Below are 12,626 nucleotides of genomic sequence, written 5' to 3' on the forward strand. Positions count from 1 at the left end.
CTATTTATACCATAGTCACATACAAATTTCCAAAAGTTTTTAGAGATCATGAACAGTACTTACGAAGCTCCACGTCGTTTAATCAAAACCCCTGACGAAATTGAAAAAATGCGCGTGGCGGGACGACTAGCGGCAGAAGTCTTGGATATGATCAAACCGCACATTGTTCCAGGTGTGACTACCCTAGAACTTGATACGATTTGTCATGACTATATTGTCAATAAACAAGACGCAATTCCTGCTTGCTTAGGTTATGGTGCAGCACCGGGTCGCCCTGCTTTCCAACATGTGATTTGCACCTCAGTGAACCATGTGGTGTGTCACGGTATTCCATCGGATAGTAAAAAGCTCAAAAAAGGCGACATTCTAAATATTGACGTAACCGTGATTAAAGATGGCTACCATGGCGATACCAACATGATGTATATCGTAGGTGGTGAAACTTCTATTTTAGCAAACCGCTTATGTAAAGTTGCACAGGAAGCGATGTACCGCGGTATCGCTGTCGTGAAACCGGGCGCGACTATCGGTGATATCGGTCATGCCATTCAACAATATGTTGAGTCAGAGCGTTTTGGCGTTGTTCGTGAATACTGCGGTCACGGTATTGGCACAGTGTTCCATGATGAGCCGCAAGTACTGCATTATGGTCAATCTAATACAGGCATGATTTTAGAAGAAGGCATGACCTTTACCATTGAACCGATGGTCAATGGCGGCGACTGGAAAACTAAACTTCTAGGCGACAAATGGACTGTGGTTACTAAAGATCATAGCTTGTCAGCTCAGTATGAACACACCCTACTTGTAACAAAAAATGGTGTCGAAGTGCTTACTGCACGCCCTGAAGAAGATCTATCTCGCTTTGTTCAATAAGCACAAATAATAAGAACTCGGTTCAATTCAATGTAAAATAAGATAAAAGGTCACCGCAATGGTGGCCTTTTGTTTTATGACTTAAATTAAAATTGGTACAAAATTCAAAAAAGTTCGCTATTCAAATAACGTAACTGAATATGATTTTACTCAATCGGCAATCTTTCATTTATTCACATACTTTTTTGCACAATGTTGATTTTGCCACTCCTCATTAGTGTGCAATTAGGCTAAGATAGTGTGCTTTTTTATTTTTTTAATCCCTATAAGAAGGAATACTGCCGTGGACGTACGTCTGTCTGATCGTGTAAATAGCATCAAACCGTCCCCTACACTTGCTGTTACTAACAAAGCTGCTGAACTTAAAGCTGCTGGTAAAAACGTAATTGGTTTAGGCGCAGGTGAACCGGATTTCGATACCCCACAACACATCAAAGATGCTGCAATTGCTGCTATCAACAATGGCTTCACCAAATATACAGCTGTTGACGGTACTCCAGGTCTTAAAAAAGCAATTATTGCTAAATTAAAACGTGACAATAATCTTGAATACGCTGCGAACCAAATCTTGGTTTCTTGTGGTGGCAAACAATCTTTCTTTAACTTGGCACTTGCTTTGTTAAACAAAGGTGATGAAGTAATTATTCCTGCACCTTACTGGGTAAGCTACCCTGACATGGTGATTATCGCTGAAGGCGTGCCTGTAATTGTAAAATGTGGTGAAGAACAACGTTTCAAAATCACTCCTGCTCAATTAGAAGCTGCAATTACTGACAAAACTCGTTTAGTAGTATTAAACAGCCCTTCAAATCCAACAGGTATGATCTACACTAAAGCTGAATTAGAAGCTTTAGCTGACGTACTTCGTAAATACCCTGAAGTTCTTGTTGCTTCTGATGATATGTACGAACCAATCCGTTGGGACGACGAATTCTACAACATCGCAACTGTTGCACCAGACCTTTACGACCGTGTGATCGTTCTTAACGGTGTATCTAAAGCTTATGCAATGACTGGCTGGCGTATTGGCTATGCAGCGGGTCCTGCAAAACTGATCGGTGCGATGAAAAAAATCCAATCTCAATCAACTTCAAACCCAACTTCTATTTCACAAGTTGCTGCTGAAGCTGCATTGAATGGCCCTCAAGACGTTCTTGAGCCAATGATTGAAGCATTCAAACGCCGTCACGACTTAGTTGTAAAAGGCTTGAACGATATCAACGGTATTACTTGCCTTCCTGCTGACGGTGCATTCTATGCATATGCAAACATCCGCCCATTGATTCGTGCGAAAGGTTTAAAATCTTGCACAGAATTCTCTGCATGGTTATTGGAAGAAACTGGTGTTGCAGTTGTTCCTGGTGATGCATTCGGTCTAGGCGGTTACATGCGTATTTCTTATGCAACTGCTGACGAAGTACTTGTAGATGCGCTTGCACGTATCAAAAAAGCTGCTGATTCAATCGAAGGCGTAGACGCTGCGATTGCTTCAATTGCTGCTGAAAAATAATTTGATTTAAACATCAAATTAAAAAACCCGCGAAGCTTGAACTAACCCCTATAAGTTGGACACAACTTGTAGGGTATTTTTATAGCTGCAATTTCTTGAATACTCAAATGATCATTCTTTTGTTAAAGTAAAATTGTTTCAAATTTTACTTTAGATTTGTTGCTTCTATTTACTCCGAAGACTGAGGTTGTACAGAAGCCCAAATCACCAAGCCAATCCCCACCAAAACAATAATTGCTGAAATTATAATCCGCAAGCTCAAAGGTTCACCGATAAACCATGCACCACCAATAATTGCCAAACAAGGTACTGACAACTGCACACTACTTGCTGTGACACGATCAATTTGTTTCACAATGACATACCACAATACGTATGCACCACTTGACGCTAGCACACCAGATAACACCGCCAATACAATGCCTTTCGGTTGTACGAAACTTTGACTATAAAAAGTGATGTATGCCAATAATACAAATGGAATCGCCAGTACAAAATTAGCCAGACTACTGGCCAAAGGATTCTGCATATTTTTACCGGCAATGCTGTACATGGCCCAACCAATGCCTGAAAGCACCATCATGGCTGCATAGACTAGATTAGGTGCCGACGCTCCCGGCAATAAAAGGATGAGTATTCCCACAATGGCAATGACTAAACCCAAACCCCGACGCAGGTTTATTTTCTCACCATGACATAGGCCATAACCAACCATACTGAGCTGCACCGTACCAAACAACAATAAAGCGCCTACACCCGCATCAATCTGCAAATAAGCTAAGGAAAATGCAACGATATACAAGGCAAGAAAAAAACCATTTTTAATACTCCATTCAATTTTGGTTTTGTGTGCTGACAGTCCATATAAAAGCAGCAAGACCATTGCCCCACTGCTCACGCGAATTAGACTAAAACTCATGGGATCAATCTGATGCTGTGCCAAAGCCAAACGGCATAAAACCGAATTGGCTGCAAATGCAATCATCGCAATGCAAATTTTCAGCAGCATGGTTGAGCATCCTTATTCAACGGCTTGCTTTAGATATATCGAATACATCCGATTAAATCTAGCGTATTTTTCTCATTCAGTTTATTTACAGCATAGCGGTGAAGAGTCGTACCCGCAGAGTACGCAGCTACGTTTCATTGTCATTTGAAGAAAACAAGGCGATCACATCAACTTTAGTCTATTGTTTCGTATGAGATTAAAATTAGTAAAAATTAGATTTGTTATCAATACAAATTTCTGTCGTAAACTTTAAATCTGGTTTTACCACATCAGCAAGATAGGTTCATTGTTTTTGCCTTCATGATTAAAATACCGCATCAATAAACAGCGCAAATTTTATCCATGCTAAACCAAAGATTGCCCAACACCCATCTATCTCAATCACCTCATACGCAAGCCGAAATATAGTCTAATGATAGGTTTAATACTACACTTAAGCTATTGAAGTAAAATTAATTCCTATAATTTTTTGACCGATCAATTTACGATTCAATATTGACCCAATGATTGAATTTTGATTAATTTCCTATTCAGTTCCAAAAAAACGTATACATAATGAAAGGAAGTCTTGATGAATCCAAAAAAAATGACTGGTTTACAACTCTTACAGGCTATGTGTGACGATAAAATTCCAGCGGCGAGCATTAGTGAAACTATTCCAATGCGACCTTATGAAGTATCTGAAGGTTCAATTCACTTTAAAGCCAAAGCAGATCATCGTCACTTAAACCCGCTCGGTGGCGTTCATGGTGGATTTGCTGCAACGGTGCTCGATTCCGTCACAGGTTGTGCTGTACACTCCATGCTTGAAGCTGGCGTAGGTTATGGCACCATTGATCTAAATATTAAAATGTGTCGTCCAATCCCTCAAAATATTGAATTAACAGCAATTGGCACCGTGATTAATCTCAGTAAAAACTTAGGTATTTCTGAAGGAAAAATTATTGATGACAATGGCAAATTATATGCGCATGCCACCGCTACTTGCATGATTATTCGCGCTTGAATTCATGCGTTCGCATATCAACATGCGAGCACATGAAAAAAATTGATCTGTTTTAAATGGCAGCGTGTAAAGCACGAATCAATTGGCTGTCTGTGAGCTGAATACGATTACTGGCCTTTTGGAAACAGTAATACTTCAAGGCACTATCTAGTTCAACAGTCAGCACTTTTTGTTCTGAAACAGACCAAACTTTCGCACGATTTGAGCCTGAAAGTGCACTACCCGCCAATTGATATAAATATAAATCTTGCTCACGCTGTAAAGGTGTTTTACGTCCATCATCCTTATGTTCATAGCGTAAATGACACGGTGCATCGATTCGCCATTTCTGGCTCAACCATAATTGCAGTAAATCGCCCAAACACAACTGACGGTGTCCTAATGGCCACACATTGACATAAGCATCTTCGACAGGGATTTGATATTGAGTTTGATCCGCGAGAATCAAAAGGTAATTTTCTTGATAAAAAGAAAAATTAGAAAAAATTTGAGAAATGGTCAGCGTATTCATTCGCTTTCTCCTATTTAGCCATTTTAGTGCTGGCAAGTTGGGTTTAAATCCACACTGTTTAAGCTTTCACTTAAACGCTCTGTTGTTGCATTCAGACTAGCAACTGATTTTTTTCTTTGCAAGCCAATCTGTTAAATTTCCTCTCAATTCGATATTTTTGTTCAAATAAAAAGCATCCAACCTTAAATCCCCTGCGAGTGCTTAATTTTAGCTTGACCCACTTTAAAATCTGCTTATAATCGCATTCAGATTCTCCAATAGCTCAGTCGGTAGAGCGACGGACTGTTAATCCGCAGGTCCCTGGTTCGAGCCCAGGTTGGAGAGCCAAATACTTAAAAAGCCCACTCATTATGAAGTGGGCTTTTTTATATTCAGCTATATCAATCTTTGATTTTAAAATTTCTGATCTTTTAATCCCGCACTAACAATTATCTAAATGTATAAAAAAATCCTCCATCTGGAGGATCTTATTTGGACTAAGCTGCTTGCTTCGGCACACCGCTATGGAAACGGAACAACTCATCAGGTGTACTGATTAAGTTTTTTTCCACTTCACGGATATGCTCAATGCGCATTTGAATATCTTCTTCTGGATTTTTCAACTTCGACCTTGTCGCGACATCTGTTGCCAATGCGAGATAGTCTTCATAATGACGAGATTCAGATTTTAATAAATAACGGTAGTAACGCCCTAGCTCTTCATCCACAAGCGGCGCAAGTGCATAAAAACGCTCACACGAACGTGCTTCCACAAAAGCCCCAATCACCAAAATATCAATTAAAGCTTCAGGCTCATAGGTACGCACTTCTTTACGTAAACCACCTGCATAACGCCCTGCACTAATTGCAGTCCACTCTTGGCCACGCCTGGTCATCAGCTCAAGCACTTGCTCATAATGCAGCATTTCCTCACGTACCAGTTGCGCCAGTTTCACCTGTAGATCCGAAAAGAAACTATAACGGAACATCAAGTTCATTGCAGTACTGGCTGCTTTCTTTTCACAATTGGCATGATCTTGCATCAAAATATCAAGATTATTAACTGCTTCATCGAGCCAAGCTTTGGGTGTTTCACAGCCCAAGAAGCCAATGACTGGCTTCATGAGTGCATCATAATCAATATTTGACATATTACTTAACTTAAAAAATTAACGTGCTGCTTTGATGGCAGCTCTCATTTGCTGGACAGCCTGTGCCAAGCCAATAAATACAGCATCGGCAATAATTGAATGACCAATATTTAATTCATGAATTTGTGGAATACGCGCAATTGGCGTGACATTTTCCATATTTAGGCCATGTCCCGCATTGACCACCAAGCCTTTAGAGGCTGCATATTCAGCACCTTGAATAATGCGCTCTAACTCATGTTGTTGTGCTTCAGGTGTTTCCGCATCTGCATAAGCACCCGTATGTAATTCAATGGTTGGCGCACCACAGGCAATAGCTGCATCAATTTGTGCAATATCTGCATCAATAAATAAAGATACATCACAACCTAAGGCAGAAAGCGCTTGTGTGGCATTTTTAACATCTTCGAAATGACCAACAACATCCAAGCCACCCTCAGTGGTGACTTCTTCACGTTTTTCAGGAACAAAACACACATGATGTGGTTTAATTTCTTTCGCAAACTCAACCATTTCATGCGTTACCGCCATTTCAAGATTCATATGCGTTTTCAACACAGAACGCATACGACGCACATCATCATCTTTAATATGGCGACGGTCTTCACGCAAATGCAGGGTAATCCCTTCTGCCCCAGCTTGCTCACAGATAATCGCTGCATTTACAGGATCCGGATAAGTGGTACCACGTGCATTACGTAATGTTGCCACATGGTCAATATTTACACCAAGCAAAGCTGCCATAATAATTTCCTAATGACGTTGAGTTTGAGAGTTCTGTATCCACAATTGACGACTTTTTAATGCTCGATCACCGAGTAAAGAGGTAATCATTTGCCGGTACAGTTTCGTGAGTAATTGTAACTGCTCAGAACTAAATTCCCTACCCTTTTCATAGTCACACATACTCAAAATATGTTGTCCGAGCAAACTCGCACGAGATGCTTTAACCACAGGTAAAAAGCCATCGGTTAAATGGAATTGATAATTTCCGTTTTCTTGAATCGGTTGCTGATTTGAATCGGTTGAATAATCCAGCGCATAACCTAACTCTTCAAGCAGTTCATGTTCAAATCGTCTTAAAATCTGTCTTAAAAAAAGATCAGGATTTTCTTGCGATGACATCAGCTGTAATTGTTCTAAGGTAGAAGCATACTGCACAAAAGTCTGCGGCATTTCAACTTCAAGCGGGCAAAGTCGAAGCAAGACTTCATTCAAATAGAAACCTGAAAAAAATGCATCGCCAAAAAAGAAAATCGGTTGATTGACGATTTCTAATTTACTGAAATTTTTTAGTTCAGATTTCCCTGAAGCTTGTACGCAAATCGGTTGATATTGCGGTGGAGGGGTTTGTCTTAAAATACCATCTACACGACCATGCTCTTGCGTAAACAAATGCACAATATGACTTTTTTCACGATATTTTCGATGGTGAATTAAATAACCATGCAGTACTTCATTACGCATGATTTAAACTATTAATCCTTATCTTGATCTTTTTTCTTGTCAGAATTTTCTTCTTCGTCATCCCCATCCGGAATAACGGCACCCACCACGGCTGCTGTACCTTTTACAACCCCCTTGGTGGTTTTATAAGCCACTTTGACAGGAACAGTAACGATTTTATGAATACACCCTTGTAGAAACAATACACATGCCACTACGGCCCACACTTTCATCATTACTCTTCCCTCAAAATTTTATTGCTTAGTGATTAGATATCGCTATAACCCAAGCTTTTCAATGCACGTTCATCATCAGACCAACCACCTTTAACTTTCACCCAAAGGGTCAGCATGATTTTCTGTTCGAACATTTTTTCCATATCTACACGTGCATCCATGCCGATTTTTTTCAGCTTCGAGCCTTTTTCACCAATCACGATAGCTTTTTGACCCGGACGATCAACAAAAATTGTAGCATCGATATACGTACATGCTGCTTTTGGACGACCGGTTTTCGGGTTAACCGTTGCTTCTTCGGTCTTAAATGATTCAATCTGCACCGTTAAGTCATAAGGAAGTTCCTCACCCAACTGACGCATGATTTTTTCACGAATAATTTCAGAAGCCAAGAAGCGCTCTGAACGATCGGTCAATTGCTCTAATGAATATAGCGGTGGCTGGAAAGGCAAATAATTTTCGATAGTATTACGCAAATGATCTAAGTTTGCGCCGCGTAGTGCAGAAACAGGAACGATTTCTGCAAAGTTCATTAGTTTTGCGCGTTCTTGAATCAAGGGTAAGGCATGGTTTTTATTTTCTAGCGTATCAATTTTATTGATCACTAAAATCACTGGCATTTCCGCATTTTGTAGTTTTTCTAGTACTAAATCATCATTCTGCGTCCACTTGTCCGCATCAATAACAAACAAGACAAGGTTTACATCACGAAGCGCTGAATGCGCAGCACGGTTCATCATTTTATTGATGGCACGCACTTCTTTTTTGTGCATCCCCGGAGTGTCTACAAATACTGCCTGAGATTTTTCACGCGAATCAATCCCAACAATTTTATGACGCGTGGTTTGTGGTTTACGTGAAGTAATCGACAGCTTTTGACCCAGAATATGGTTCATTAAAGTCGATTTACCTACGTTCGGGCGACCAACAATCGCCACAAAACCACTTTTAAAGTCTGCCGGAATTTCAGTACCTTGTGTACTGAAAAATTGGCTAATTAAATCGTTACTGTCGCCTTGCGACTCGTGATCAGCATCTACGTGATCGGAATGAGTAGTCATTAAGACTTTTGCTCCAAAATTTCTAAAATATCTGCCGCTACTGCTTGCTCAGCAAAGCGACGGCTTGAACCTTCACCATATTTCACAGGCAGACCCACCACCGTACATTCCACTTTGAAATGCTGGTTGGGTGCATCGCCCTGAATATCTACAACCTCGTAAACCGGGAGAGGCTTTTTACGTGCTTGTAGATACTCTTGTAAACGTGATTTCGGGTCTTTCAGTTGATCCGTCGGTTCAATATGATCTAAATATGGCACATACCATTTTAGCACGATGGGCTCCAAGACTTTTAGGTCCTGACAATCCACATAAATTGCACCAATAATCGATTCAACTGTATCTGCAAGTATAGACTCGCGATGATGACCGCCAGATTTCAATTCACCCGTACTCAGGATCAAGTCCTGACTGAGTTTCAAATCATTGGCAATTTTACCTAAGGCCTCCTGACGAACAAGCGTCGCACGCATACGCGTTAAACGTCCTTCATTTTCATTCGGGTAGGCATGGTATAGATAATTGGCAATTATCATACCCAATAATGAGTCACCTAGATATTCTAAGCGCTCATAATTGGTTTTATGGCTCACCGATCGGTGGGTCAAGGCCAGTTGTAACAATTCAGGTTGTTTAAACTGATAACCGATACGACTTGCTAAACGAGCTTCATTTAGCTTGGACTGAGCTTTGATCAAAACTTTTCTCGAACTTCAACACAATATCAATATTCAATAAGAAAGGCTTTCTTATCTCATAATCTTTTTTCACTTGTAGACCATCTACATTGGTGACTTGGGCAATCTCTTTAAAGTTTAAATCACGCACACCATTCATATCTAAACGCTGCGACATTTGTGATTCAAACTTACTTGGAGCAATGTTTTTAGGACTGCTGTTTATCAACGCTTCAATTTCATTGTTGACGAGACGGTCGTCAACATACGGTCCCCAAACCGCCACTAATACTTTTACTAAAAATGCAAATCCAATTACCGCAATTAGAATTGCAATATAAGACGTTCCCCGTTGATGTCTCATTTTATTTTCCTGATGTAAGACTAATCAATTCCACCATTACGACTAAATGATGGCAGTTTAAAACCAGGTTCTTTATGCATCCACTTATAAAAAGCACGACCCGTTAAATTTTCTTCAGGTACAAAGCCCCAAAAACGACTGTCAGCACTTTGATCGCGGTTATCCCCCATCGCGAAATAGTGACCTGCAGGAACCTTAACTTCCCAATATAAACCATTTTCAGTTGAATATTTACCATTTTCAACATAGTTGATAAATGGTGCCTGACGTGCAACATTCACACCTTCAAGCTCACGCATGGTAAATGTATGCGTACCCAATGTTTCCTGATGATAAATCGATGTTGGTGTGTCAAGTTGGTCTTTTTCGCGACTAAATTCAACCGGTACTTTTGGTACTTTTTGGCCATTAATACTGAGTTGACCATGATCATACACAATATGATCGCCCGGCAAACCTACCACACGTTTAATATAGCTAATCGTCGGTTGTGGTGGATAACGGAAGACAATTACATCACCTCGTTCAGGCTCACCAACATCAATAATTTTTTTATTAATAATCGGTAAACGAACGCCGTATTCAAATTTATTCACCAGAATAAAGTCACCTGTTTCCAAGGTCGGAACCATGGAGTCTGATGGAATATTAAACGGCTCATATAAAAATGAACGCAGGACCAAGACAACGGCTAAAACTGGCCAGAAATCATAAGCCCATGTGATAATGACATTTTCATTGCCCTTACCTTTTGTCAGTCGTTGCTTCCAGACAAATTTGTCAAGCAGCCAAATGAAGAAAAAAATGGCTGTGACTGGAACAAGGATCAAATTAAAATCAAAATCCATGAGCTTATAAACCCCTATTTATTATCTTTCTACTTTCAACACAGCAAGGAACGCTTCTTGTGGAATTTCAACACTACCCACTTGTTTCATACGTTTCTTACCTTCTTTTTGCTTAGACAACAGTTTCTTCTTACGCGATACATCACCGCCATAACATTTGGCCAAGACGTTTTTACGCATTGCTTTCACGGTTGAACGCGCAATCACTTGTGCACCAATTGCCGCCTGAATTGCCACATCAAACATTTGACGTGGGATCAAGTCTTTCATTTTTTCTACCAGTGCAATACCACGATGACGTGCATCTTGACGGTGACAAATCATAGCCAAGGCATCAACCTTATCACCATTAATTAACACATCTACTTTCACTAAAGATGATGATTCAAAGCGAACAAAATTATAGTCTAATGACGCAAAACCACGAGAACATGACTTCAACTTATCGAAGAAGTCCATCACCACTTCAGCCATTGGAATTTCAAAAGTAATGGACACTTGGTTGGCCATAAACTTCATGTCTTTTTGCACACCACGACGTTCCACACATAATGTCATGACGTTCCCCAAATATTCTTGAGGGACTAAAATATGACATTCGGCAATCGGCTCGCGTAAATCTTCTACCGTAGATCCATCTGGCATTTTCGACGGACTATCAATATAGATCGTTTCGCCTTTTTTCATCACTGCTTCGTAAATTACAGTCGGTGCAGATGAAATCAGATCGAGATCGTACTCACGTTCTAAACGCTCTTGTACAATTTCCATGTGCAGCATGCCCAAGAAGCCACAGCGGAAACCGAAACCTAATGCATCTGAGCTTTCTGGTTCAAAGAATAATGCAGAGTCATTAATTTGCAGTTTATGTAACGCTTCACGGAAAGGTTCAAAATCACTTGCATCGATTGGGAATAAACCGGCATAAACCTGTGGCTTCACTTTTTTGAAACCCGGTAAAGTCGCAACTTCTGGTGTTGTTGCAAGCGTAATGGTATCACCGACTGGCGCACCAAAAATATCTTTAATCCCTGCAATAACGAAGCCAACCTCACCAGCTTCCAAGATATCTGTTTCGGTATGCTTTGGATTGAAAATACCTACTGAGGTAATAACGTGAGTTTGGCCTGTTGATTTCATCAACATTTTATCGCCTTTGCGCACGCGTCCCTGTTTAATACGGACTAACGAAACCACACCAAGATAGTTATCAAACCACGAGTCAATAATCAACGCCTGTAACGGTGCATCGCGATCACCAGTCGGTGCAGGAATGACATTGACTAAGGTTTCAAGTACGCCTTCAATACCTAAACCGGTTTTTGCAGAACAGGTCGGCGCTTCTGTTGCCTCAATGCCAATAATGTCTTCAATTTCTTGAATCACACGCTCAGGTTCTGCTTGTGGTAAATCAATTTTATTCAGTACAGGAAGAACTTCTAGCCCTTGCTCAATCGCGGTATAGCAGTTTGCAACTGACTGAGCTTCTACACCTTGCGCGGCATCCACAACCAGTAAAGCACCTTCACAAGCAGCCAATGAACGCGAAACTTCATATGAAAAGTCAACGTGTCCCGGCGTATCAATAAAGTTCAACTGATACTCTTGACCATTCGGATGCGTATAATACAGCGTTACTGATGTTGCTTTAATCGTAATCCCACGTTCACGCTCAAGCTCCATAGAATCAAGAACCTGCGCTTGCATTTCACGATCTTGTAAACCACCGCAAGTTTGAATAAAACGGTCAGCAAGAGTCGATTTACCATGGTCAATATGAGCGATGATCGAGAAGTTTCGGATATTTTTAATATCAACAGATTTTTTAGCTTGCGCCATGGGCTACCTTGAAAAAAATAAAGCGCTATGCAACCAATATTTAATGCACAGCAAAAGCCGAATAGAAATTGCCGAGGATTATAGCAGATGGATTTTTCAAAGTATCGAAAATA

The 12,626-nt window shown here is 40.4% G+C and carries 14 protein-coding genes and 1 tRNA gene; 4 read left to right on the plus strand and 11 right to left on the minus strand.

What is annotated here, in order from left to right; translation table 11 throughout:
* Positions 1–48 precede the first annotated feature (48 nt).
* Both map and ACN6OV_RS10420 read left to right on the plus strand, forming a co-directional pair.
* Positions 49–876 (plus strand): type I methionyl aminopeptidase, encoded by an 828-nt coding sequence (gene map / locus ACN6OV_RS10415; RefSeq protein ID WP_427952697.1) that lies wholly within the window; start codon positions 49–51, stop codon positions 874–876.
* A 283-nt stretch (positions 877–1,159) separates the two neighbouring features.
* A complete protein-coding gene (locus ACN6OV_RS10420; protein WP_067765111.1) occupies positions 1,160–2,386 on the plus strand; it encodes a pyridoxal phosphate-dependent aminotransferase in 1,227 nt (408 codons plus the stop codon).
* 169 nt (positions 2,387–2,555) lie between these two features.
* Here ACN6OV_RS10420 and ACN6OV_RS10425 read toward each other — a convergent pair whose 3' ends face one another.
* Entirely contained in the window at positions 2,556–3,395 is an 840-nt protein-coding gene (locus ACN6OV_RS10425; RefSeq protein WP_427952699.1) for a DMT family transporter, read from the minus strand.
* A 568-nt stretch (positions 3,396–3,963) separates the two neighbouring features.
* On the opposite strand from ACN6OV_RS10425, the gene ACN6OV_RS10430 reads away from it, so the two are divergent.
* The gene (locus ACN6OV_RS10430) at positions 3,964–4,401 is read left to right on the plus strand and encodes a PaaI family thioesterase (RefSeq protein WP_427952701.1); all 438 of its coding nucleotides are present in this window, start codon (positions 3,964–3,966) and stop codon (positions 4,399–4,401) included.
* 52 nt (positions 4,402–4,453) lie between these two features.
* Here ACN6OV_RS10430 and ACN6OV_RS10435 read toward each other — a convergent pair whose 3' ends face one another.
* Complete coding sequence (locus tag ACN6OV_RS10435) at positions 4,454–4,912, minus strand: hypothetical protein (protein ID WP_427952702.1); 459 nt, start codon at positions 4,910–4,912, stop codon at positions 4,454–4,456.
* A gap of 251 nt (positions 4,913–5,163) precedes the next feature.
* Between ACN6OV_RS10435 and ACN6OV_RS10440 the strand changes: the two genes are divergently transcribed.
* A tRNA-Asn gene (locus ACN6OV_RS10440) sits at positions 5,164–5,239 on the plus strand.
* A 149-nt stretch (positions 5,240–5,388) separates the two neighbouring features.
* Here ACN6OV_RS10440 and ACN6OV_RS10445 read toward each other — a convergent pair.
* The 9 genes from ACN6OV_RS10445 to lepA are packed head-to-tail and all read right to left on the minus strand — an operon-like array spanning position 5,389 to position 12,513.
* The gene (locus tag ACN6OV_RS10445; protein WP_427952704.1) at positions 5,389–6,042 is read right to left on the minus strand and encodes a tRNA-(ms[2]io[6]A)-hydroxylase; all 654 of its coding nucleotides are present in this window, start codon (positions 6,040–6,042) and stop codon (positions 5,389–5,391) included.
* 18 nt (positions 6,043–6,060) lie between these two features.
* The gene (pdxJ, locus tag ACN6OV_RS10450; protein WP_427952706.1) at positions 6,061–6,786 is read right to left on the minus strand and encodes a pyridoxine 5'-phosphate synthase; all 726 of its coding nucleotides are present in this window, start codon (positions 6,784–6,786) and stop codon (positions 6,061–6,063) included.
* Between the two features lie 9 nt (positions 6,787–6,795).
* A complete protein-coding gene (gene recO, locus ACN6OV_RS10455; protein WP_427952769.1) occupies positions 6,796–7,512 on the minus strand; it encodes a DNA repair protein RecO in 717 nt (238 codons plus the stop codon).
* Positions 7,513–7,520: 8 nt separating this feature from the next.
* Positions 7,521–7,724: an NF038104 family lipoprotein gene (locus tag ACN6OV_RS10460; RefSeq protein WP_427952708.1), complete on the minus strand. Its 204-nt coding sequence runs from the start codon at positions 7,722–7,724 to the stop codon at positions 7,521–7,523.
* A gap of 32 nt (positions 7,725–7,756) precedes the next feature.
* Entirely contained in the window at positions 7,757–8,785 is a 1,029-nt protein-coding gene (gene era / locus ACN6OV_RS10465) for a GTPase Era (protein ID WP_427952710.1), read from the minus strand.
* Positions 8,785–9,483, minus strand: coding sequence for a ribonuclease III (gene rnc, locus ACN6OV_RS10470; protein ID WP_427952712.1), 699 nt, complete (start codon positions 9,481–9,483; stop codon positions 8,785–8,787). The genes era and rnc overlap by 1 nt, the downstream gene beginning before the upstream one ends.
* The gene (locus tag ACN6OV_RS10475) at positions 9,455–9,826 is read right to left on the minus strand and encodes a DUF4845 domain-containing protein (RefSeq protein WP_427952714.1); all 372 of its coding nucleotides are present in this window, start codon (positions 9,824–9,826) and stop codon (positions 9,455–9,457) included. Before ACN6OV_RS10475 ends, rnc begins: the two co-directional genes overlap by 29 nt.
* Before the next feature lie 20 nt (positions 9,827–9,846).
* Positions 9,847–10,674 (minus strand): signal peptidase I, encoded by an 828-nt coding sequence (gene lepB, locus ACN6OV_RS10480; protein WP_427952716.1) that lies wholly within the window; start codon positions 10,672–10,674, stop codon positions 9,847–9,849.
* Between the two features lie 21 nt (positions 10,675–10,695).
* Positions 10,696–12,513, minus strand: a complete 1,818-nt coding sequence (lepA, locus tag ACN6OV_RS10485) for a translation elongation factor 4 (RefSeq protein WP_427952718.1) — start codon at positions 12,511–12,513, stop codon at positions 10,696–10,698.
* Positions 12,514–12,626: the final 113 nt, after the last annotated feature.

The organism is Acinetobacter sp., from assembly GCF_050285345.1.
Lineage (GTDB): Bacteria > Pseudomonadota > Gammaproteobacteria > Pseudomonadales > Moraxellaceae > Acinetobacter.